Source organism: Formosa sp. L2A11, from assembly GCF_009796865.1.
In the GTDB taxonomy this organism is placed as follows: Bacteria; Bacteroidota; Bacteroidia; order Flavobacteriales; family Flavobacteriaceae; genus Formosa.
In genome coordinates this window covers 592,683-618,134 of record NZ_CP047028.1, presented here as the reverse complement: position 1 = coordinate 618,134, position 25,452 = coordinate 592,683, and the positions used below count along the sequence as shown (strand labels likewise).

Sequence of the window (25,452 nt, the reverse complement as noted above, 5' to 3'; positions counted from 1 at the left end):
GATGTTTATAAACGAATTTGAAGAAAAGGTAAATAACGCGAAGGAATTAGACTTCGGGACTATTTTTGGTCAATCTATGGCGCTTTTTAAAAAAGTATGGTTGCAAGGCTTAATAATATTGCTTCTAACCATGCTAATCATTATTCCTTTCTACCTTATTATATATGTACCCTTTTTAGCGTTTGGAATAGTTCCAGAAATGATTCGTGGAAATGAAAATGTTAGTTTTGGATTTATCTTTGGGGTGTTATTATTTTTTATTTGTTTTGGTATTATAGCTTCTGTAGTAAGCTTGAGTTTTAAATCTGCTTTTTATAGAATTTGCAAACAAAAGGATTATGGAGAAACGACTAAAGACGATTATTTCTTCTATTTTAAAAAACAATATTTAGGAAAGTTAATTGTATTGTCTGTAATAGTAATGGGTATTTCTATTGCAGCATCTTTATTGTTTTTGTTGCCTTTGTTTTATGTTATTATTCCTTTATCATTTGTTAATCTTGTTTTTGCTTTTAATCCGGAGCGTAGTGTTTCAGAAATACTTAAATTAAGTTTTAAAATAGGACATAAAAAATGGTTACTATCTTTTGGTTTACTTATTGTAAGTGGATTTTTAGCAGAAATGATAGGATTTTTAATGTGTTGTGTAGGTTTACTCGCAACGCTATCATTTACATACATACCTTTATATATAATTTATAAGGAAGTAATAGGCTTCGAAAATTCAGAAGACCAAACTGTTTCTGCGCAAACGTTAGTGTAATTGATAAAAAATTAATAATTAATTTGAAAATTTATAGGTTTAAAATCGACGATTTTAACCTTTCGTCGTACTGAATGCTTATAAAATTAGGAAGATGTTGCTTTTTTCATATACATTTGCAGCACCAAAAAAATAAAAATGGCGAAGAATTTAGTAATAGTGGAGTCACCTGCAAAGGCGAAAACGATCGAAAAATTTTTAGGTAAAGATTATAAAGTAGAGTCTAGTTTTGGTCATATTGCCGATCTTCCATCCAAAGAATTAGGAGTAGATGTTGAAGGTGATTTTAGTCCGAAATATGAAGTTTCCACCGATAAAAAAGCAGTTGTAAAAAAACTGAAAGACTTAGCAAAGAAAGCCGAAATGGTTTGGCTAGCAAGTGATGAGGACCGGGAGGGAGAAGCAATTGCTTGGCATTTAGCCGAAACTTTAAAACTAGATAAAGACAAAACAAAACGTATTGTTTTTCACGAGATTACTAAAACAGCCATTCAAAAAGCAATTGAAAACCCTCGTGGTATAGATTACAATTTGGTAGATGCGCAACAAGCGCGTCGTGTATTAGATAGAATTGTTGGTTACGAACTCTCTCCAGTATTGTGGCGTAAAGTAAAAGGTGGTTTATCTGCCGGACGTGTACAATCTGTTTCTGTAAGATTAATTGTAGAACGTGAAAGCGAAATTCAACAGTTTAAAGCAGAAGCATCTTATAGAATAGATGCAGAGTTTTCTAACGAGGCAGGACAATCTTTTAAAGCGAAGTTGCCAAAATCGTTTACTTCAAAAGCAGACGCTTTTAAATTTTTAGAAAGTAATGCTTCAGCTAATTTTAAAGTAGCCGATTTAGAAAAGAAACCCGCTAAAAAATCTCCAGCAGCACCATTTACAACGTCAACCCTTCAACAAGAAGCAGCACGTAAATTATATTTTTCAGTAAGTAAAACCATGACTATGGCGCAACGTTTGTACGAAGCCGGTCTAATTACTTATATGAGAACAGATAGTGTAAATTTATCCGACGAAGCAAGAAAAGGCGCGAAAGCAGAAATTGAAAACGCTTACGGGAAAAAATATGCTAAAGAACGCATGCATAAAGGAAAAGTTAAAGGAGCACAAGAAGCTCACGAAGCTATTCGTCCAACCAATTTTGCAGTACATTCTGTAGATATAGATCGTGATCAAGCCCGTTTATACGAGTTAATCTGGAAACGTGCCATTGCATCTCAAATGAGTGAAGCGTTATTAGAACGTACTAACGTTAAAATTTCTGCATCTACACATAAAGAAGTATTCTCTGCAAATGGAGAAGTTATTACATTCGACGGATTTTTAAAAGTGTACTTAGAAGGTACAGATGATGAAGATACTGAACAAGAAGGTATGTTGCCTGCAATGAAGGTAAGCGAAACACTTCTTAACGAATATATTACAGCAACACAACGTTACACAAGACCGCCTTATAGATATACTGAAGCTTCTTTAGTTAAGAAATTAGAAGAGTTAGGTATTGGTCGTCCGTCTACATATGCACCAACAATTTCTACAATTCAAAATAGAAACTATGTTGAAAAAGGAATGGTTGAAGGTGTAGAACGTGAGTATACACAAATTAGATTAGCCAAAGGCGAAGTAAAAGATACATTACTTACAGAAAAAGTAGGATCGGATAAAGGAAAATTAGTTCCAACAGATATTGGAATGATTGTAACTAACTTTTTGGTAAGTCACTTTGAAAGTATTTTAGATTACAATTTTACAGCAAAAGTTGAAGAAGACTTTGATGATATTGCTGAAGGAAAAGAGAATTGGACAGAAATGATGAAGGAATTTTATAAAAAATTCCATCCGCATGTAAAAGATGTTCAAGAAAATGCAGAACGCGAATCTGGAGAACGTATTCTTGGAACAGACCCTAAAACAGGGCGCCAAGTAAGTGTACGTTTAGGTAAATTTGGGCCAATGGCACAAATAGGAGCTGCAGAAGAAGAAGATAAAATATTTGCAAGTCTATCTCCAGACCAGCAATTAAATACCATTACGTTTGAAGAAGCTATAGATTTATTCAAACTACCTAAAGACCTAGGAACTTACGAAGATTTACCTGTTGTTGTAAATAATGGACGTTTCGGTCCTTATGTTAAATTTGGAGAAGCTTATGTGTCTTTACCTAAAGGCGTAGATGCGTTAAGTGTAGAATTAGAAGATGCTATTGTTTTAATAAAAGAGAAACAAGAAGCAGACGCACCTATATATATGTACGACGATTTACCTGTACAAAAAGGTAAAGGACGTTTTGGGCCATTTATTAAATGGAACAATATGTTTATTAACGTGAATAAAAAATACGATTGGGATAATTTATCTGATGATGATATTGTAACGTTAATAAAAGAGAAAATTCAGAAAGAGATTGATAAAGTCATTCACAATTGGGAAGATGAAGGTATTCGTGTAGAGAAAGCACGTTGGGGAAGACATAATGTTATCAAAGGAAAAATAAAGGTAGAATTAGATAAAACTGTCGATGCAACGAAGATTACTTTAGATAAAGCAAAAGCTTTAATTGAAGCAAAAACTCCGAAGCGAAAGACTGCAGCAAAAAAGAAAGCACCTGCTAAGAAAAAGGCTCCTGCTAAAAAAGCTACAGTAAAAAAGACAACCACAGCAAAAAAGAAATAATTCATGGCCGACCTTAATTTTTTGGCTCCAGTACCCGATGCTGTAGTAGCGTATACAGAGTTGTTATCGCAACAAGCTATCGGAAAGAAATTAAAAATACATTCTAAACAAGACGGCATTCCAGATCTAGAAGGTGTGGAAGTTGTCTTACTTGGTGTTTTAGAAAACCGAAATGATGTTAATTATATAGGTGAGGATTTCAATTTAAACGAAATCCGTAATGCCTTTTATAAATTATATCCTGGAAATTGGTGTACTACAATGGCCGATTTAGGAGATATATATAAAGGAGAAACCGTAGAAGATACTTACTATGCTTTAAAAGAAACGGTTTCCGAATTAGTAAAATTAAATATTATTCCTATTGTACTTGGCGGAAGTCAAGATCTTACCTATCCAATGTATCGTGCATTCGATTCGCTTATTCCAATGGTTAACATTGTGAATGTAGATAGTAATTTCGATTTAGGCGATTTAACACAGCCTATTAAGAATGATAGTTTTGTAGGAAAAATTATTTTAGAAGAACCTTATAATCTATTTAATTACGCAACAATTGGCTATCAAACCTATTTCAATTCTCAGGAACAAATAGATTTAATGGAAACCTTATACTTTGAAGCGTATCGTTTAGGGCAAGTCTCTAACGATATTACTTTGGTAGAGCCTGTTATGCGCGATGCAAATATTGTAACCGTAGATTTAGGATCTATTAAAGCTTCAGAAGTTAGTTTAAACCAAAAAGTCTCCCCAAATGGTTTAGATGGTAAAGAAATATGTGCAATCACGAGGTACGCTGGTATTAGTGATAAAGTAAATGCTTTAGGTATTTTCGAGTACAAACCGTCTCAAGACGATGAAATTACATGCATATTAATCTCTCAAATGATTTGGTACTTTATTGAAGGACTGAATAATAGAGTTGAAGATAGTGATTTTAAAGACGAGCATATTTACCAAAAATTTATTACCTTAGTCGACTCCCAAGAGCTCAATTTTTATAAAAGCATCAAAACAGGACGCTGGTGGATTGAGATTCCCTTTTTAAATGAGATTAATAATAAATTAAAAAGACACACGTTATTACCGTGTATGCATCAAGATTATTTAGATGCATGTAATAATCAAATTCCTCAACGTTGGTACAAAGCATATCAAAAAAATTGCGTTTAAATGACAAAAAAGTTGGATGAAACGTAGTGCTCATCGACTAAACGCATTTTTTTACGATGAAATGATGATTTTTTCTTCAAAAAAATTGTTTTTTCGAAAATATATAAATATGTTTACACTCTTAAAATTTAGGTACCAATTATAACCTCAAGTTTTCTATGGATATGAAAAAATTATTTTTATTAACAGTTGTTTTAACAGTAGTAATGAGTTGTGGCTCTGGAGACAGAGGTGAGCTTATTGGAGTTCAAGGTAAAAGATGGCACCCAGAAAAACCTTACGGGATGGCATTAGTTCCTGGAGGATCTTTTATTATGGGTAAGGCTGATGATGATTTAGCGAGCATTCAAGATGCACCGTCTAAAACAGTAACAGTTCGTGCTTTCTACATGGACGAAACAGAAATCACAAATGGTGAATACAGACAGTTTGTGAATTGGGTACGTGATTCTATTGTAAGAACGCGTTTAGCCACTTTAGCAGATGAAGTTGGAAAAACTCCAGAAGATGGAGGAATTGGTGAATTTGCATTCACTGATGCTGATACAGCTAGTATGACAGTATATGAAAAATATATGTTAGACAATTATAGCGGATTAGGACCAACAGGAAATGAAGGAAGAAAATTAAATAAGCGTGTAGACCTTATTTATTCTGAAGCAGATTACCCAGACGAGTATTATGCTGAGGTAATGGATTCTATGCATATTCCTTTAGAAGAATCTTACAACGGTCAACGTACTTGGGATGTAAATAAATTTAAATTCCAATACACGTATTTAGATATACAAAAAGCGGCTAAGAACAAAAATCTTAAACGTAGTGACGTTATTATGCAAGAAGAAATTCAAGTGTATCCAGATACCACAGCTTGGATTAGAGATTTTGCTTATTCTTATAACGAACCAATGCATAACGATTATTTCTGGCACGATGCTTATGGAGAATATCCTGTAGTTGGTGTAAGCTGGAAACAAGCAAACGCATTTTGCCAATGGAGAACATTATATAAAAACTCTTATCAAAAAGATAAAAGAAGACAATATGTTAACTCTTTCAGATTACCATCTGAAGCAGAGTGGGAGTATGCTGCTCGTGGAGGTCTTCAAGCTGCAACTTACCCTTGGGGTGGGCCTTATGCAAAAGACGATAGAGGTTGTTTCTTAGCAAACTTTAAACCTTTAAGAGGGGATTATGCTGCAGATCAAGCATTATATACTGTAGAAGCAAAATCTTACGAACCTAACGATTTTAACTTGTACAATATGGCAGGAAACGTATCAGAATGGGTATACTCATCTTACGATCCTTCATCTTACGATTATTCATCTTCAATTAACCCAATTGTTAACGACAATACTAACCAACGTAAAGTAGTTAGAGGTGGTTCTTGGAAAGATGTTGCTTATTTCTTAGAAGTAAGTTCAAGAGATTACGAATATGCTGATTCAGCAAGAAGTTACATTGGATTTAGAACTGTTCAAGATTATATGGGGACAGACATTACAAGTAACTCAGGACTTTAATTATTTTAAACTTAACCTAAATAAATCATTATTAATCAACTTATCAAGAGCGCGACTCTTGAGAGAAACAAAAATTAAAAATTATGGCACAATCAAAAGCAGGAAAAAGATTCATAAACATGGCTTATGGTCTTGGAGCATCAGTAGTAATTATTGGAGCACTTTTTAAGATTACTCACATTGAATTTGGTCCAATTACGGGTAACTTAATGTTAACTATTGGTCTTGTTGCAGAAGCAATTATTTTCGCAATATCTGCATTCGAACCAGTAGACGATGAATTAGACTGGTCTAAAGTATATCCTGAATTAGCTGGAGGAACTCCTAGTGCTATTAAAGGTAAAAAAGAAGAGCCTAAAGATGCTGAAGGTTTATTATCTAAAAAATTAGATAACTTATTAAAAGATGCAAAAATCGATGCTAACTTAATGACTAGTTTAGGTACAAGCATTAAAAACTTCGAAGGTGCAGCTAAAGGTATTAACCCAACAATAGACTCTATTGCTTCTACTAAAAAATATGGTGAAGAAATGTCTATCGCAGCGTCTCAAATGGAATCTTTAAATAGCCTTTACAAAGTACAATTAGAAAGTGCTAGTCGTCAAACTTCTATTAATAAAGAGTCTGTAGAAAACGCTCAAAAATTAAAAGATCAAATGCAATCATTAGCGTCTAACTTATCATCTTTAAACGGTGTATACGGTGGAATGCTTTCTGCAATGATTAAAAAATAATTACTAATTAGAATATATAGTTCTACATTATTAACTTAAAAACTAATTAGAAATGGCAGGAGGAAATTTATCCGCAAGGCAAAAAATGATTAACTTGATGTATTTAATCTTCATCGCGATGTTAGCGTTGAATATGTCAAAAGAAGTGCTATCGGCATTTGGAATTATGAATGAAAAATTGGTTGAATCTAACCAATTAGCAACGAGTCGTAACCAAGCATTACTATCTAATCTAGAAGTAAAAGCAGGTGAAAACCCAGAGAAATTTAAGCCACTTAAAGAAAAAGCAGACAAAATTGGAGCTTTAGGAAATGAGTTTAACGCATATCTTGAAGATTTAAAAACTCAAATGACTGCGAAGTTAGAAGATCCTCAAGACTATGAAACCATGGACAAAGGAGACTTTTTAGATAATCATTTCTTTCTAGGAGATCTTCACAAAGAAGAAGGGAAAAAGTTTTTAGCACAAATTGCTAAATTTAGAGATGGTACTGTTGCTATTTTAGAATCTGATAAAAAATTAGCACCAATGGCTGCTAATGTTAAAAAGAAATTTAGCACAGAAGATGTAAAAAACAGAGATGGTATTAAAGTAGACTGGTTAGAGTATAACTATAAAGGATACCCTTTAGTTGCTTCTTTAACAAAAATTACACAATTACAATCTGATCTTAAAAACACAGGTTCTGAAGTTTTGAATAATATGTTAGCAGGGTCTTTAGCAGCAGATGCTTCTATGACTAACTATACTACATTATTAGAAACATCTAAATCTGCTTACTTTAACGGTGAAACTTTTGATGGTAACATTGTATTAGGTCGTAAAGATGGATCTACTAAACCAAATAAAGTAGAATTAACTTTAGATGGTAGACCTTTAACCACAGATCAATATACTGTAGAAGATGGTAAAGTAAAATTAAACTTTGGTACAGGAAGTGCTGGAGAACATACTATTGAAGGGAAATTAACATTCTTACAAGATGGTGAGTCTGTAGAGGTTCCTGTGAAATCTACGTTCGCTACTATTTCTAAACCAACTTCTGCTACTATTTCTGCAGATAAAATGAATGTAGTATACAGAGGGGTTTCTAACCCAATGACTATTACTTTTGCAGGTATTGCAGATAATAAAGTTAATGCAAGTGGAGCTGGATTAAGAAAAGGTTCTGGAAGTGGTAAATACACAATGAATCCTGGATCAGGAAGAGAAGTTACTATTAAAGTAAACGGAACTTTACCTGATGGAAAACCAGTATCTGATAAAGCTACATTTAGAATTAAAGATATTCCAAGTCCTACAGGGACAATTCGTGGAGAAGATGGAAGTGTGAAAATGCAACGTAACAGTTTAACATCTGCTACTATCGGAGCTAAATTGCAAGATTTCGATTTCGATTTACCTTTAAAAGTGGTTTCTTTTAAAATTAAGATACCTGGACAACCAACAATTACTGTTGGAGGAACTAAGCTTAACAGTAGAGCAGCAGCTGCTTTACGTAAAGCTAAAAGAGGAGATGCTGTAACTATTTTCGATATTTCAGCTCAAATCAAAGGTAATTCATCTTATAAATTGAAAAAAGTATCTCCAATTTTAATAGAGTTATCTAACTAATTAAAGTACTAAGCATCTCAAAATAGATTTGCACAACATTTTAAAATTTTTTAAACAATGAATTATAAAAGTTTTTTATTAACCCTATGTAGCATTTTTGTAGCAACTGCATCTTTTGCACAAGCCAACATTTTAAATGCGAAAAGCCCAGACGAAATCGGTTTAAGAACTGATGCTCAAAAAGCATTAGATAATGACAAACCTTTAGAGTATGGTTATGTAGATGATCGTGACCTCTTGTTTTCTAAAATGGTTTGGGAAAAAGTTGTGTTAGACGAGCGTGTAAACTTTCCACTATATTACCCTGTAGATACAAATAATATAGGAAGTAACAGACGTTCTCTTTACGATGTTCTTTTAAAAGCTATTAAGCAAGGTAAAATCGAAAATATATATGACGATTCTTACTTTACAACAAAAAGAACATTAGGAGATATTCAAGATGCATTGGTTTTAGTTGATACAACAGATATGGGGTATGAGCAATATAACGCCGAAGGTGTTGTAGATCAGCAATACATTAACAAACAAGAAATTTCTGCTTACGATATTTCTGAATATTGGATTAAAGGTTTATGGTATTTCGATAAGCGTCAGTCTGAGTTAAAATACCGTTTATTAGGTATAGCACCAGTTGCACCAGATGTTAACTTCCTTAACGCAGATACTAAAGAATTAATTCCTTTATTTTGGATTTTCTATCCAGATGCAAGACAAGTATTACACGAAGCTAAAGCGTTTAACGACGACAATAGTGCCGTTCCTTTTACTTTCGATCATATTCTTAACTCTAGACGTTTTAATGGATATATCTTTAAAGAGGAAAATGTTTTCGGAGACAGAAAAGTTGAAGAATACATTGCAGATAATGCTTTAATGCAGTTATTAGAATCTGATAGAATTAAAGAAAACATCAGAAATTTTGAATTAGATATGTGGTCTTACTAGTATCATTATATATAATCTTATAAAAAAGGCTCGCAATTTGCGAGCCTTTTTTGTTTGCTCAGATTTTAACATCGTATCTTTGAAGCATGAAAGAAGTAGATTATTTAATTGTTGGCTGCGGTCTTGCTGGTATAGCTTTTACAGAATTGGTAAAGAAAAATAATGGATCTGTTATGGTTTTCGATAATCAATCTCAGAAATCCTCTACCGTAGCAGGAGGTGTTTATAATCCTGTAGTTTTAAAGCGATTTACAGCTGTATGGCGCGTTAAAGAACAGTTAGAAATTGCATTGCCTTTATATCGTCAATTAGAAGAAAAATTAGGGGTTAAGTTGGATTATAAAACGCCAGTGTATAGACGTTTTTTATCTTCTGAAGAACAAAACGATTGGTTTACAGCTTCAGATAAACCCAATTTAGGCGAGTTTATTTCAACCCAATTAATTAAAAATACAACTTCAGGTGTTGATGCTGATTTTGGATACGGGGAAGTCCTTGATTCTGGTAGAATAGACACTGCTCAATTAATTTCGGCTTATAAAAAAGATTTAAAATCTCATGAAGAGCTAGATGTAACCGATTTTAGCTACGATGCTTTAGAAGCCGTGGAGTCTGGTTTTGTCTATAAAAATATAAAAGCCCAACATATTATTTTTGCAGAAGGCTTTGGATTAAAAAACAATCCGTATTTTAATTATCTGCCTATGGTTGGAGCTAAAGGCGAGTTACTTGTTATTCATGCTCCCGATTTAAAGATGGAATTTCTTTTAAAAGCAAGTTTGTTTTTAATTCCGTTAGGAGACGATTTATATAAAGTTGGTGCAACTTACCAATGGACAGATAAAACGAATGCGGTTACCGAAGAAGGAAAAATAGAACTATTAACAAAGTTACAGACCTTTTTAAAGTGCGATTTTACTGTGGTAAATCATTTAGCTGGTATTCGTCCTACAATTAAGGACAGACGTCCGTTAGTTGGGCAACATCCGGAACATAAAAATATGTACGTTCTAAACGGTTTAGGAACACGAGGCGTTTTAATAGGGCCTTACGTATCTAAAGAGTTATATAATAATATAGAGCATGGTACAGATTTAAACCCGGAAATTAATATTACACGATTTCTAAAAAGAAAATAAGTTATTTTTTTACTAAGTTTTTGTCGTAACTCATAAACATGTTTATCCAAATATTACGAGCTAATCGCATTATTACTGGAGTAAACACAATTAAAGTACAAACAATAGCAATAAAAGCAGTGACTAATCCTGTGCCTATAAATAAATAACTAATAACAAAAGCGGCTACGGCAAAGGCAATACCAACAGCGTAGCTTACGTACATGGCGCCATAAAAGAATGAAGGTTCAATTCTGTATTTGGTGTCACAATGCGAACATTTCTCATGCATTTTTAAGGTGTCACTTAAAATATATGGATTTTTTGTAACGTACATAGATTCTTGGTGACATTTAGGACAAACTCCTGTTAACATACTATATACTTTCGATCCTTTTGTAAACATTTTATTTAATGTATTTTTACAACCTAATTTAAAATACAAACTTAAGATTTAATCTCTTAACGTTTGGTAACATTTGTAACAATTCTATGCTTAATATACATAACCTTTCTATTTCATTTCAGGGTGAATATTTATTTGAAGAAATAACTTTTAAATTAAGTCAAGGCGATCGCGTTGGTTTAATTGGTAAAAATGGTGCCGGTAAATCGACCATGCTGAAAATAATTTCAAAAGATTTAGAACCAGATTCTGGACAAATATCTGCAGATAAAGATTTAAAAATTGGGTTTTTAAGACAAGACATAGATTTTGTTTTAGGACGTACTGTTTTAGATGAAGCTTACCAGGCTTTTACAGAAATTAAAGATCTGGAAGCTAAAATGGAATATATAAATGAGCAATTTGTAACGCGTACAGATTACGAAAGTGAATCGTATCATCAATTAATGATAGATTTAAACGATATACAGCATCAATACGAAATAGTTGGTGGTTACAACTATCAAGGAAATACCGAACGTATATTACAAGGTTTAGGATTTCAGCGTGAAGATTTTGAGAAACTTACAGATACTTTTTCTGGAGGTTGGCGTATGCGTATTGAATTAGCAAAATTATTATTACAGAATAACGATATTTTATTACTCGATGAGCCTACCAACCACTTAGATATTGAATCTATAATTTGGTTAGAAGGCTTTTTAAAAAATTATCCAGGAGCAGTTGCTATTGTATCTCACGATAAGATGTTTTTAGATAATGTAACCAATAGAACCATAGAAATTTCTTTAGGACGAATTTACGATTATCCTAAAGCGTATTCTCAGTTCTTGGTATTACGTCAGGAAATTAGAGATCAGCAAATGGCTTCTCAGAAGAATCAACAAAAGCAAATTGAACAAACCGAAAAGCTTATTGAAAAATTCCGTGCCAAAGCTTCTAAAGCAACTATGGCGCAATCGCTTATTAAAAAATTAGATAGACTAGATCGTATAGAAGTAGATGAAGACGATAATAGTGTGATGACTTTAAACTTTCCTGTATCTGTTACGCCCGGAAAAGTGGTTGTAGAAGCTAATAATATTGTTAAAGAATATGGCGATAAGAAGGTGCTTAAAGGTGTTAGTTTACATATAGAGCGTAATAGTAAAACAGCCTTTGTTGGGCAAAACGGACAAGGTAAATCTACGTTAGCAAAAATTATTGTTGGAGAATTAGAATACGAAGGCGATTTAAAATTAGGACATAATGTACAGATTGGATATTTTGCTCAGAATCAAGCAGAATATTTAGACGGAAATAAAACTGTTCTAGATACTATGATTGATGCTGCTAACGAAAAAAATAGAAGTAAAGTAAGAGATATTTTAGGATCGTTTTTGTTTAGAGGAGAAGAAGCAGAAAAGTATGTACGTGTATTATCTGGGGGGGAAAGAAACCGTTTAGCATTAGCAAAATTAATGCTTCAGCCATTTAATGTATTGGTGATGGATGAACCTACGAATCACTTAGATATAAAATCTAAAAACGTATTAAAAGCGGCTTTAAAACGCTTTGAAGGTACTCTGCTATTAGTTTCTCACGATCGTGATTTCCTTCAAACTTTAACAGATAAAGTGGTCGAATTTAAAGATCATAAAATAAAAGAATATTTAGGAGATATCGATTTTTACTTAGAAGAACGTAATGTTGAAAATCTAAGAGAAGTCGAAAAAAGAAATGTTATTAAAGAAGATCCTAAAGAGAAAAATACATCATCTTACGAAGATCAGAAAAAATTAAAATCACTTAAGAATAGGTTAAGTAAGATTGAATCTCAAATTAATGAATTAGAAAGAGATATTAAAAAATCAGATTCTGATTTGGCTCTCAATTATGATGAATTGGCAGCCAAGCCCGACTTTTTTGATACTTATAATAATAAGAAAAAGAAGCTTAGTAAATTAATGTCTGATTGGGAAACTGTGCAAATGGATCTGGATACTTTAGAATGTTAACAAATAGTGTATTTCATCGAAAATATTTGAGTTTAAGCGTTAGTTTACTTAACATTGTATCTAATATTTTCCCAAATATTTTTTTTAATGAGAACAATTCAACTTACTCTAATTTGTTTATTTTCATCAATTTTTGCTTCCGCGGAAATCCCATTTATCGAGAAAAAAGCACTCGTAAATCTTTACTATGCAACCGAAGGTGAACATTGGAATGTCCCTTGGGATTTAGATGCCCCTGTAGAAACCTGGTACGGGGTAACCATTAGCGACGATCATGTTGTTTCTCTTAATTTACATAGTAATAATTTAACTGGCGAGTTACCTGCCAGTATTAGTGATTTGGCATACCTAAAAACATTAAATTTAGCGGTTAATAAACTAGGCGGTCCGCTTCCTAGATCAATTGGAGAATTACGAGATCTTACTAGTTTAGAATTGTTTTTAAATGAGTTTGTTGGCTTTTTACCTTCAGAAATAGGTAACCTAGATCAGTTAGAATTCTTAAGTGTATATTATAATAAATTTAGAGGGTCAATTCCTTCATCTTTTAGTAAGTTAGAAAAATTGGAAATTTTACAATTAGGTAGAAATCATTTTTCAGGTTTTTTTCCTGTTCAGCTTTGCAAATTAAAACACTTAGAGCATTTAAGTTTACATGATAATTTGTTTGAAGGAGAATTACCTACAGAAATAGGAGATTTAACAAGCTTAGAAGAACTAATTATTACAAATAATAAATTTACAGGTTACTTACCATTGTCTTTAGGCAACCTTAAGCATCTTACAACATTAATGTTAAATAAGAATAACTTTACAAAAGAGTATAAAAGTTTTACGGACCATATGCCCAAAAACTATTTATCTATAGAATCTGGAACAGTAATAACAGATTATTAATTAAATAATTTATTTATTTACCATCACGAAAGCTTAGAACAGCATGTTATGTTCTAAGCTTTCGTGGTATTTAAACCGGGTTCTTTTTAGTGTTTTATAAGTTAGTATATAAAAAAACATTTTTTTTCATCTTGTAACTTGCATGATTTTAGTTGTTTGTAAAATATTTTGAAAATTTATTTTAAAAACACTTGTTATATCGAAAAAGGGTCGTATATTTGCAGTCCGAAACAACAAGGTCAGTAGTTATGAACTGAGAGTTAAAAGCTAAGTTTTTTGTTTCAGAATTATATCGCGGGATAGAGCAGTAGGTAGCTCGTCGGGCTCATAACCCGAAGGTCACTGGTTCGAGTCCAGTTCCCGCTACTAAGTTTACAAAGGCTTCACAGAAATGTGAAGCCTTTTTTTATGCTTATAATTTACCTTTAATTTTAATCAATAAACTATAAACCAATTTTAAATGTTGAACAAAATCAAATTAGTAACACGTTACATTTTATTGTGTAGTGTTTCTTGTAACTGTTACGTCTTGTAAGCAGGAAGCAAGTAGGCCTGATACTGTAATAAACGATACTAAGGAGGTTGCTGAAGTTATAGAAGATCCTTTACTTTCATGGACAGATGGTGATGTGAAAAAATCAATTATGTCCTATATTGAAGATGTTACGGATAGTACAAATACAAGCTTTATTCCTGTACTAGATCGTATTGCTACTTTCGATAATGATGGAACATTATGGTCAGAACAACCAGTGTACTTTCAATTCTTTTTTGCAGTTTCTCGTGTAAAAGCAATGGCAGCAGATCATCCAGAGTGGAAAAATAAACAACCATTTAAGGCTGTTTTAGAAAACGACATGGAAGCTTTAATGGCTCAAGGAGAAAAAGGATTAATCACTCTTGTTATGGCTACACATGCAGGAACAACTACAGACGAGTTTGAAGCTTTAGTGTCTGATTGGATTGCTACAGCAGAACACCCAATAAAAAAGAAGAAATTTAAAGAATTGGTGTTTCAACCAATGTTAGAATTGTTAGACTATTTAAGAGCTAATAACTTTAAAACGTTTATCGTTTCTGGTGGTGGTATAGAATTTATGCGTCCTTGGACAGAAGAAGTATATAACATTCCTAAAGATCAAGTTGTAGGTAGTAGCATTCAAACAGAATACGAGTATAATGATGGTAAACCTTTTATTAAAAGATTAGCTAAGCTTGACTTGAATGATGATAAAGAAGGAAAACCTGTAGGAATAAATAGATATATTGGTAGAAAACCAGTATTCGCAGCAGGTAACTCAGACGGAGATTTACAAATGTTACGCTGGACAGATGCTAATAAATTCAAAACATTTAAATTATACGTTCACCATACAGATTCTATTAGAGAATGGGCTTACGATAGAGCTTCTCATGTAGGTAAATTTGATAAAGCTTTAGATGAAGCAGGAGAAAAAGGATGGACTATTGCAAGTATGAAAGACGATTGGAAAATTATTTATCCTTTCGAAAAAGAATAGAAAAGATAAATCTAAACCTGACTAAGGTTGAAGGTTTTTTTAGAGTGTTAAATGATAGTCGAGCGAAAGCTCGACTATTTTTTTTGTGGTAAAACAATGTCTGTTGTCTATCTGTAAGTTCGCTAACACCTATTTTTATTTCATTAATTCGATTAAATCTATTGATGAATTATTTAGCAGATTATCAATTTACGAATGGGATAATTCTACACTTTAATAAAATGTTTTAATCTTTTTAGTTTTTATTTCAACTAAATGTGTATAGTTGAAATAATTGAATGTATAAATGACAATAAAAGTTCAATTAATTCTTAAAGTACTTTCTAATTTTGAAAAAACAAAAATCACATGTTGTTTAAAAATTCCAAAATATCAATTTCAGAGAAAATAGGTTATGCCTTAGGTGATGGGGCTGCAAATATTGCTTGGAGAGGTGTTGCTACTTTTTTATTCATATTTTATACAGATGTGTTTGGCTTAAGTCCAGTAACAGTAGGTGTCTTGTTTCTGGTAGCACGTTTTAGCGATGGGATTAGCGATGTCTTAATGGGAATTATAGGGGATAGAACAACATCTAAATATGGTAAATTTCGTTCTTGGATTTTATGGACAGCCATTCCACTGGGTGTCATTTTATCGCTATTATTTACAACTCCCGATTTAAGTGATTCTGGCAAAATAGCATATGCATATATTACTTATATTCTTTTCACTTTAATTTACACAGCCAATAATATTCCTTATGGCGCGCTTATGGCGGTTATGACTGGCGATGATAAGGAGCGCACCTCGTTAGGATCTTATAGAATGGTAGGTGCTTTTGCTGGAGGTATGTTTGTACAAGGTGCGTTATTGTTTTTAGTGATGTATTTTGGGAATGTAAATCCAGATATTACACTCGAAAAATTAGAAGATAAGGCCTACCGTGTTTCGGTTTCTGTTCCTCGAAATGTAGAGAACGTAAATATTAAAACAGAACATGGTATTGCGAAGTTTTCTTGGGCAGATGGTCCTTCTAAAATTCAAGATTCTACAGTATCCGTTAAAAAAAGTTTCTCGGTACAAGCGAATAAGAATTATGAATTCCTTGTTACTGGAGAAAACGATTTAACAGCTGAATCTTTTTCAATTATAGACCAAAAACGGGGGTATAGTAATTCTATATACTTTATGTCTGTATTCCTGACCTTGTTTATGTTTATCACCTTCTACACGACTAAAGAACGGGTACATCCTCCCAAGGCCCAAGAGAATAACTTAAAACAAGACTTCAAAAACTTACTTAAAAATAAACCATGGTTAATTTTGTTAGGAGTTGGATTGCTGTTCAATATTTATAATTCCATTAAGCAAGGTATTGTGATTATCTATTTTTCACATTATTTGAATAATCAAATACTAGCAGCTTCATTTTTAATAGGACTCATGTTTGCATCTATTGCAGGTGCTATGATTACCGCGCCTTTGGGAAAACGATTCGGAAAAAAGAGCGTGTTTATAACCGCCTTACTATGTTCTGGAGGACTTAATGCTTTGCTGTTCTTTTGCGGACCAGGAGATATAGAAATTATTTTCTTTTTAGGGATGCTCTCAGAATTAGCATCAGCCATTTTTGCAACACTATTCTTTGTAATGCTGGCAGATGTTGCAGATTACTCCGAGTTTAAAAATACGAGACGCGCAACGGGACTTATATATTCGGCGGGATCATTTGCTACCAAATTTGGTGGTGGTATTGCGGGAGCCATTATAGGTTTTGTTTTAGGTGCTTTTAATTACAATGGGCAAGATGCTGTGTCTATTCAAGGCGCAATACCAGGTATCATTATGTTAATGAGTTGGATTCCATTAATTATCGCTTTAACTGCTGCTGGCTTGATGTTATTCTATCCATTAACTCAAAATAAAATTGACGAGATCACTCTAGAATTACAGTCTAGAAGACTAAAGGAGTAAATATTATAAATAAAATTTTCACTATATGAAATACGGACATTTTGATGATGAAAACAGAGAATATGTAATTACAAATCCAAAAACACCTTACCCTTGGATTAATTACCTTGGAAATGAAGATTTCTTCTCTTTAACATCAAATACTGCTGGTGGCTATACTTTTTATAAAGATGCCAAATTTAGACGATTAACACGTTATAGATATAATAATGTCCCTATTGATGATGGTGGTAAATATTTTTATATTAAAGACGAAGATACAACGTGGTGCCCAGGATGGAAACCTGTAAAAACCGAGTTAGATCGTTATGAGTGTCGTCATGGTATGAGCTACACCAAATTTAAAAGTTCTAAAAATGGGGTTCAAGCAGAAGTCCTTCAATTTATACCACTTGGTTTTTGGGGAGAAATTCAAAAAGTAAGTATCAAGAATACCTCTTCAAAAGTTAAAACACTAAAGTTATTCTCTTTTATTGAATGGTGTTTATGGAATGCCGAAGATGATATGACCAACTTTCAGCGTAACTTTAATACAGGAGAAGTAGAAATTGAAGATGCCGTAATTTACCATAAAACCGAATTTAAAGAAAGACGAAACCACTATGCTTTTTATTCGGTGAATTCAAAAATTAATGGTTTTGATACCGATAGGGAATCATTTCTAGGACTATACAACGGTTTTGATGCTCCAGATGTGGTTGCAGAAGGACAATCGAAAAATACGGAAGCGCACGGTTGGTCTCCAGTAGCCTCGCATTATATAGAAGTAGAACTTCAGCCCAACGAAGAGAAGGATTATATATTTATGCTTGGTTATGTTGAAGTAGAAGAAGATAACAAGTGGGAAAGCAAATCTGTAATCAATAAGAAGCCTGCAAAGGATATGATTGCAAAATTTGATACGGTTGATAAAGTCACTGATGCATTTAATGAATTAAGTGCGTATTGGGATAATTTATTAGGGAAAATTAATATTCAATCTGGAGAAGAAAAGCTAGATAGAATGGTGAATATTTGGAATCAATACCAATGTATGGTGACGTTTAATATGTCGCGTTCGGCTTCATTTTTTGAATCTGGAATTGGTCGTGGTATGGGCTTTAGAGACTCCAATCAAGATTTAATTGGTTTTGTACATCAAATTCCTGAACGAGCCCGTGAACGTATAGTTGATATTGCTTCAACACAATTTGAAGATGGTTCTTGTTATCACCAATATCAGCCCTTAACGAAAAAAGGAAATGCTATTTTAGGAGGTAATTTTAATGATGATCCGCTATGGTTAATACTTTCAACAACAGAGTATATTAAAGAAACAGGTGATTTTTCTTTGTTAGATGAGCTTGTACCTTTTGATAATGATGTTACAAGAGCAAAACCACATTTCGATCATTTAAAAGCCTCTTTTTATCATGTTGTTCATAATTTAGGACCACATAACTTACCGTTAATAGGAAGAGCCGATTGGAATGATTGTTTGAATTTAAACTGTTTTTCTAAAGATCCTAATGAATCTTTTCAAACCACAGGAAACAAAAAAGATGGAAAAGCAGAAAGCTTAATGATTGCAGGACTTTTTGTAGTCTATGGAAAAGAATATGTAAAATTATGTCATCAAATAGGTAAAACTACAGAAGCTAATGAGGCACAAATTCATATAGACAATATGATTGAAGCTGTAAAAAAAGACGGTTGGGATGGCGATTGGTATTTACGTGCCTATGATTACTATGGAAATAAAGTAGGTACAAATGAGAGTGAGGAAGGTAAGATTTTTATAGAATCTCAGGGTTGGTGTACTATGGCCGAAATTGGCAAGGAAGATGGCATGGTTGAAAAATCTTTAAATGCAGTAAAAGAACATTTAGATTCAGATTATGGAATTGTTTTAAACAGTCCTGCATTTTCAAAATATTATATTGAATATGGAGAAATATCGACTTACCCAAAAGGATATAAAGAAAACGGAGGGGTGTTTTGCCATAATAACCCGTGGATTATGATTGGTGAAACCATGATTGGTCGTGGTGATGAAGCGTATGATTATTATTCTAAAATTGCACCTAGTTATTTAGAAGATATTTCTGAATTACATAAAGTAGAACCTTATGTGTATTGCCAAATGATTGCTGGTAAGGAAGCTTTTAAACCAGGTGAAGCTAAAAACTCGTGGTTATCGGGTACAGCATCATGGAATTTTTATGCCATTACGCAATATATTTTGGGGGTAAAACCAGACTATAATGGCCTTTCAATAAACCCGTGTATTCCAAAAAAATGGAATGGTTTTAAAATGGAAAGAGCATTTAGAGGTGCTACTTATAATATAGAAGTAAAAAATCCAAATCATGTAAGTAAAGGCATCAAACAAATTTTAGTAAATGGTAATGTTATACATACACCTATTGTCCCAATTCTAGAAAAAGGTAAAACCCATTTTGTAACAGTAGTTATGGGCTAAAATTATTTGTTTATGTTATTTAAAAGCTTCAATACTATGTATTGAAGCTTTTTTTATAGCAGTCTTTTTGTTCCTATAAATTCATTTCGAAATTCTTTGGGCGTACATTTTTTTGCTTTTTTGAACTGTCTATTAAAATTAGCAATATTATTAAAGCCACATTTATAGCTAATTTCTCCAATACTTTGGTCTGTTTCTAAAAGCCATCTACTAGCAAAACTAATTCGCGTGTCATTTATATAAGAAATAAAGGTTTTTCCTGTTCTCTTTTTTATAAACCTGTTGAATGAAACAGGACTCATGCTTACCAATTCAGAGATTTCTGCTAACGTAATGGTTCTGCTAAAATTTTGTTGAATGTATTCGTAAACCTTTTTAATTTTATCGCTGTTATGAAAATCAATATGTTCTGTACAATAATTAGAAAGTAATCTTTGTCCTTGAGATTTAGCCAATTCATCTAATATAGAAATAAACTCTAAGTAATATTTTATACCAATAATTTTAGGAAGCGTCATTAATCTAGGCATAATATTAACCGTGGTTTCTCTAGAAAATAAAATGCCATGTTTAGACCGATTAAACATGTCTTTTATGGGGTTAAAGATTTTACGTGATAGTGTTTTTTCATTTAATAAATCGTCATGAATGTGCATGGTGATTTCGTAAATTTCTTTGCATTTACAGTCATGCAGTTCCCAACCGTGTACGATATTAGGACCTACAAGTACTAATTCTAAATCGTCAATATTTTCTACGCTATCTCCAATAATTCTTCGAACGCCTTTCCCTCTATAGATAAAATTTAATTCGTATTCTGGATGAAAATGTATAGGGAAATCAAAATCATCTTTTATTCTTTCTTCAACCAAAAAACTATCCTCAGGTATTAATCGTGTAATTTCTCTATGAGCATTTTTTATCATGTTGAATTATTTTTAATTTAAATACTATGAATATAGTAATAGATGTCATAAATATACTAATAAATGATAATTTAATATTAACAACTATTTAACAAGTAATGTAGCTTTGTGAAAGGGCGTACCTATTTTAAAAAAAACAAACAAATTATTAACACTAACCAAACTAAATATTTATGAAAATTCTAATTCTAAGAAATATTTTTTTTCTTTTCTTTTTTTCTTTCTGCACCTATGTGCAAGCGCAAAAAATTACAGGAACAGTATCTGATGTAAATGGGCCATTGCCAGGTGCATCAATTCTTGTAAAGGGAACGAACAATGGTACAACCACAGATTTTGATGGTAAATTTACCTTAGAAGGATTAGCTACCGACGCTATACTTAAAGTCAGTTATGTCGGTTACGCAGCAAAAGAAGTGATGGTAAATAACCAGACCATCATTAACATTACTTTAGCCGAAGATACCAGTCTATTAGATGAAGTTATTGTTGTAGGATATGGTACTCAAAAGAAAAGCTTGGTAACCGGGGCTATTTCTAGTATAAAAGCAGATGATATTCAAAACAACGGATCCACACGTGTAGAACAAGCTATGCAAGGAAAAGTATCTGGTATCTCCGTTTTAAGTAATTCGGGGTCTCCAGGATCTGCATCAAAAATAAGAATTAGAGGTACAGGTTCGAACGGAAACTCAGATCCTATTTATATTGTAGATGGTATGAAAACAAGTAGTATTGATAACATTGATAGTGGAGATGTTCAATCTATAGAAATTTTAAAAGATGCAGCATCATCAGCAATTTATGGTACAGAAGGGGCTAACGGAGTTGTTCTTATAACCACAAAATCTGGTAATAATTACGATAAACCAGTATTATCTTACAATTCACAATTTGGTTTTCAGTCAGAGCGTACGCAAATAAAACTAATGGATGAATCGCAATACAGAACGTACTTAAATGAAGCAGGTGTTCAAAACATTCAATCAAATGGAGTTAATACAAATTGGTTAGATGAGGTGTTTGAAACGGCTTGGGTAGAAAAGCATCACTTAAGTTTTGCAGGAGGCACAGAAAAATCTAGTTATTTACTTTCAGGTTCTTATACCAATCAAGACGGTATTGTAGGAGGTGATCGCGCAAATTTCAAACGTTATACTGCCAGATTAAACTCTAAGCATAAAATTAACGACTGGTTAGAAGTTGGTAATAATCTTTCATATTCTAATACAAGTAGAGATGTGATTAGTGAAGATGATGAATACAGAAGTATTTTAAACAATGCGTTATTAATGGATCCTTTAACACCCGTTACTTATACAAATGGCGTTCCAACTAAAGTAACCGATTTGGTGGATAACGGTTATACCATCCTATCAGATAAAAATGGTGATTATTATGGTTTACCAGAGTATGTTACAGGAGAAATTGCAAACCCTGTAGCGATGTTAACTATTCAGAATAGAAATATTAAAACAGATAAAATATTAGGTACATTTTTCGCAAATGTAACGCCTTTTGAAGGTTTAGTATTAACTTCAAGATTAGGTATAGATGTAAGCTATTCTATCGAGCATAACTGGAACCCTATATATTACGTTTCAGCAGAAAGACAAAATACACTTGCAACCATTGATGATAATATTACTAAAACGAGTTCTTGGTTATGGGAGAATTTTGCAACATATACCAACGATTATAAAAAACACAACTATACCATATTATTAGGTACAACTGCAGAGAAATATCAATCTCCTAATTTCGATCTATTCTCTGGGCCTATGCCTAAAGAAGGTGATAATTATGCATATCACGATTTTTCTCAAGATGACGATTTGGATAAAACAGGAGGTAGTTATGTAGAAAGAAAGAAAAGATCAGTATTTGGACGATTCTCTTATTCTTACGATGATAGATACCTTTTAGAAGGAACCTTACGTTACGATGAGTCGAGTGCATTTTCAGATGCAAACAAAGGCGCTTATTTTCCTTCAATATCTGCAGGTTGGGTCATGTCTAATGAAAATTTTTGGAGTGAAGATTCTAAAATAAATTATATGAAATTTCGTGCAAGTTGGGGGCAAGTAGGTAGCGATCAAAATTTATATGGAAATGAAGATTTACAATTCTACACCAGTGAAGGTATTAAAATACCAGATGGTAATGGTGGGTTCTTATCTGGTTACGAGGCCGATGATCTTCCAAACCCAGACTTAACTTGGGAAACATCTGAACAATTAGATTTAGGTATAGATTTAAGAGCTTTTGATGGAAAACTTACGTTTACAACCGATTATTACGATAAAAAAACAAAAGACTTAATTGTAAGTGGTAATGGTTTAATACCATTGTCTGTAGGTCGTAATTTTGGTAGTTTTAATGGAGGTACCGTATCTAATAAAGGTTGGGAATTCGAATTGGGTTACAATAATAGCGTAGGTGATTTTTCTTATGGTGTAAACTTAAATTTATCGACACTTAAAAATGAAGTTACAGATTTAGCTGTAGATTCTCCAATAGACGGTGTGAATGTTAGAGGTTTTGATACAACACGTTTTGAAGAAGGCGAACCTATTTGGTATTACAGAGGTTATAAAACCAACGGTATAGATGATGCAACAGGAGAAGTTATTATTGTAGATGTAGATGGTAGTGGAGACATTACAGCTAATGATATTACAAATATTGGTGATCCTCACCCGGATCTTTTGTACGGTGGCCAAATTAATTTGGGATATAAAAGTTGGGATTTCAATTTAAATTTCCAAGGTGTACACGGTAATGAAATATATATGCTATGGAACAGAACAGATAGACCATATTCTAATAAACCTTCATTTTTATATAATGATAGATGGACTGGAGTAGGTAGCAATGCCTCTTACCCTAAAGCAGATGTTAGTAGTGACTTTTTATACAGAAGTGATTTAATGGTTGGAGATGGATCTTACATGAGAATTAAACAAATTCAATTAGGATATTCACTGCCTTCTATGATATTAGAAAAATTAAAAATAGATCGCTTACGTTTATCCTTATCAGTTGAAGACTATTTTACGATCACAAATTACAAAGGCTTAGATCCTGAAGCTGGAAGCACGAATAATTCAGGTCAAGGTATAGATCGAGGTGTGTACCCAATACCAGGGAAAATAATTTTCGGTTTATCTGTAAATCTATAATCTTAATTTAAATTATTAAAAAATGAAAACGTATATAAAAATAATAATACTAGGTATACTAATCCTTTTTAATTACAGCTCTTGTAGCAGTGATTTTACTGAAGTAGAACCTATAGGGAAGGTTAATGAAGTCGATTTTTTATCTACCGATGCAGAGGCAGAATCTGTAATATATGGTATTTACGACCTTATGGCATGGAATTATAATAGAGACTGGAATAGTGCCTTCTTTATAAAAATATTACCAGGAGATATTGCAAATGCAGGAAGTACTATCGGAGATCAACCCGCATTACAACAACTTGATGATTTTGAGTATGTTGCCGATAATCCAGTAATTACAGGTGTTTGGGAAGGGTATTATAAAACAATAGGTTTAGCAAATGTCTTAATTGAAAAATTAGAAATTTCTGAACTAACTACAAAAGATAAATTTATTGCTGAAGCTAAATTTTTACGAGCGTATAGCTATTTAGAATTAGTCACTCTATATGGTGGAGTACCTTTAAGAATTTCAACACCAACATCTATTGATGAATTTGCATTAGCTAGATCTACTAAAAGTGAAGTTTATGCACAGATCGAAAACGATTTAGCTGATGCTATTAATGGCTTACCAGAAAGATATGCCATAGCACAACCTTTCAGAATTTCAAAAGAAGCTGCCGAAGCTGTATTAGGTAAAGTTTATTTATTTCAAGAAAAATATGATTTAGCGGCTAATGAATTTGAAAAAGTGATTTCATCTCAAGCTTTTGATTTGGAACCAAATTTTGCGGACGTATGGAGCTCTAGTTCTGAAAACGGTATGGAGTCTTTAATAGAATTAACATATGTAAGTACAGAGGCTTATAGCTGGGACGATTTCCCTTGGGGAGGGCGTCCAGAAAGTAATATTCATGCAGAATTAATGGGACCTAGAGACGGCATTTTTGATGTTGCGGCTATTGGAGTAGCTAACGGATGGGGATTCAATTTACCTACATCTAAAATAGGTACAGCATTTGAAGAAGCAGGCGACGTTACTCGTAAGAATGCTACATTAATATCGGAAGCAGATTTAATAGCCGCAGGTGGTAATGTTTATCCTCCAGATACAGGAATTCATGACTATGAAGGTTATTTGAGATTAAAATATACTACAAGACCTGAAGATACTGCTGGACCAACAACGGAGTTGAATTTCGGTATTAATTGGAGACTTTTAAGATATGCAGACGTATTATTAATGGCTGCTGAATCTTATCATAAAAATAATGAAGACTCTAAAGCTTTAATAGAATTAAATAAAGTTAGAAACAGAGCTAACCTTCCCGATGTTACAGCTACTGGAACAGCTCTTTTTGATGCTATTGTAAAGGAAAGAGAATTAGAATTAGCTTTTGAAGGACAACGTTTTTGGGATTTAGTACGTTGGGGATTAGCAGAAAGTGAATTGTCAAGTTTAGGTTACACCTCTAAAAATGAAGTTTTCCCTATTCCATCTAATGAAATAAGTAGAAATACGTTAATTAATCAAGAAGATCAAAACCCTGGATATTAATAAAAAAG

17 protein-coding genes and 1 tRNA gene are annotated in these 25,452 nt (G+C 32.8%); 16 read left to right on the top strand and 2 right to left on the bottom strand.

Annotated features, from left to right (window positions below):
• The first annotated feature begins 1 nt into the window (after position 1).
• The 8 genes from GQR95_RS02795 (at position 2) to GQR95_RS02760 (ending at position 10,577) form a co-directional block, all read left to right on the top strand.
• Positions 2-763 carry a hypothetical protein gene (locus tag GQR95_RS02795; protein WP_159021699.1) on the top strand — a complete coding sequence of 254 codons (762 nt, stop codon included), beginning with the start codon at positions 2-4 and terminating at the stop codon, positions 761-763.
• 138 nt (positions 764-901) lie between these two features.
• A complete protein-coding gene (gene topA / locus GQR95_RS02790) occupies positions 902-3,442 on the top strand; it encodes a type I DNA topoisomerase (RefSeq protein ID WP_159021698.1) in 2,541 nt (846 codons plus the stop codon).
• Between the two features lie 3 nt (positions 3,443-3,445).
• A complete protein-coding gene (locus GQR95_RS02785) occupies positions 3,446-4,615 on the top strand; it encodes a formimidoylglutamase (protein WP_159021697.1) in 1,170 nt (389 codons plus the stop codon).
• Positions 4,616-4,773: 158 nt separating this feature from the next.
• Positions 4,774-6,141, top strand: a complete 1,368-nt coding sequence (gene gldK / locus GQR95_RS02780; protein ID WP_159021696.1) for a gliding motility lipoprotein GldK — start codon at positions 4,774-4,776, stop codon at positions 6,139-6,141.
• 83 nt (positions 6,142-6,224) lie between these two features.
• Positions 6,225-6,875 (top strand): gliding motility protein GldL, encoded by a 651-nt coding sequence (gene gldL / locus GQR95_RS02775; RefSeq protein WP_159021695.1) that lies wholly within the window; start codon positions 6,225-6,227, stop codon positions 6,873-6,875.
• A gap of 52 nt (positions 6,876-6,927) precedes the next feature.
• Complete coding sequence (gene gldM, locus GQR95_RS02770; RefSeq protein ID WP_159021694.1) at positions 6,928-8,490, top strand: gliding motility protein GldM; 1,563 nt, start codon at positions 6,928-6,930, stop codon at positions 8,488-8,490.
• A 57-nt stretch (positions 8,491-8,547) separates the two neighbouring features.
• Positions 8,548-9,438, top strand: coding sequence for a gliding motility protein GldN (gldN, locus tag GQR95_RS02765; RefSeq protein WP_159021693.1), 891 nt, complete (start codon positions 8,548-8,550; stop codon positions 9,436-9,438).
• Between the two features lie 86 nt (positions 9,439-9,524).
• Positions 9,525-10,577 (top strand): FAD-binding oxidoreductase, encoded by a 1,053-nt coding sequence (locus GQR95_RS02760; RefSeq protein WP_159021692.1) that lies wholly within the window; start codon positions 9,525-9,527, stop codon positions 10,575-10,577.
• Between the two features lies 1 nt (position 10,578).
• Here the strand turns inward: GQR95_RS02760 and GQR95_RS02755 are convergent, their stop codons facing one another.
• The gene (locus tag GQR95_RS02755; RefSeq protein ID WP_159021691.1) at positions 10,579-10,962 is read right to left on the bottom strand and encodes a DUF983 domain-containing protein; all 384 of its coding nucleotides are present in this window, start codon (positions 10,960-10,962) and stop codon (positions 10,579-10,581) included.
• Between the two features lie 86 nt (positions 10,963-11,048).
• On the opposite strand from GQR95_RS02755, the gene GQR95_RS02750 reads away from it, so the two are divergent.
• The 6 genes from GQR95_RS02750 to GQR95_RS02725 all read left to right on the top strand — a co-directional run bounded on the left by GQR95_RS02750 (position 11,049) and on the right by GQR95_RS02725 (position 19,793).
• Positions 11,049-12,959: an ABC-F family ATP-binding cassette domain-containing protein gene (locus GQR95_RS02750; protein WP_159021690.1), complete on the top strand. Its 1,911-nt coding sequence runs from the start codon at positions 11,049-11,051 to the stop codon at positions 12,957-12,959.
• An 87-nt stretch (positions 12,960-13,046) separates the two neighbouring features.
• Positions 13,047-13,856, top strand: coding sequence for a Two component regulator three Y domain protein (locus GQR95_RS02745; protein WP_159021689.1), 810 nt, complete (start codon positions 13,047-13,049; stop codon positions 13,854-13,856).
• Between the two features lie 293 nt (positions 13,857-14,149).
• Positions 14,150-14,222: transfer RNA gene (locus GQR95_RS02740), tRNA-Met, on the top strand.
• Between the two features lie 140 nt (positions 14,223-14,362).
• A complete protein-coding gene (locus GQR95_RS02735; protein WP_199269636.1) occupies positions 14,363-15,376 on the top strand; it encodes an HAD family phosphatase in 1,014 nt (337 codons plus the stop codon).
• Between the two features lie 348 nt (positions 15,377-15,724).
• A complete protein-coding gene (locus GQR95_RS02730) occupies positions 15,725-17,332 on the top strand; it encodes an MFS transporter (protein WP_159021688.1) in 1,608 nt (535 codons plus the stop codon).
• A gap of 25 nt (positions 17,333-17,357) precedes the next feature.
• Positions 17,358-19,793 (top strand): GH36-type glycosyl hydrolase domain-containing protein, encoded by a 2,436-nt coding sequence (locus GQR95_RS02725; protein WP_159021687.1) that lies wholly within the window; start codon positions 17,358-17,360, stop codon positions 19,791-19,793.
• A gap of 53 nt (positions 19,794-19,846) precedes the next feature.
• Here GQR95_RS02725 and GQR95_RS02720 read toward each other — a convergent pair whose 3' ends face one another.
• Positions 19,847-20,719: an AraC family transcriptional regulator gene (locus GQR95_RS02720; protein ID WP_159021686.1), complete on the bottom strand. Its 873-nt coding sequence runs from the start codon at positions 20,717-20,719 to the stop codon at positions 19,847-19,849.
• Between the two features lie 173 nt (positions 20,720-20,892).
• Here GQR95_RS02720 and GQR95_RS02715 point away from each other — a divergent pair, with 173 nt between their 5' ends.
• Both GQR95_RS02715 and GQR95_RS02710 read left to right on the top strand, forming a co-directional pair.
• A complete protein-coding gene (locus GQR95_RS02715) occupies positions 20,893-23,901 on the top strand; it encodes a TonB-dependent receptor (RefSeq protein ID WP_159021685.1) in 3,009 nt (1,002 codons plus the stop codon).
• A 22-nt stretch (positions 23,902-23,923) separates the two neighbouring features.
• On the top strand, positions 23,924-25,444 hold the full coding sequence (locus GQR95_RS02710) for a RagB/SusD family nutrient uptake outer membrane protein (protein ID WP_159021684.1): 1,521 nt from the start codon (positions 23,924-23,926) through the stop codon (positions 25,442-25,444).
• Positions 25,445-25,452 lie beyond the last annotated feature (8 nt).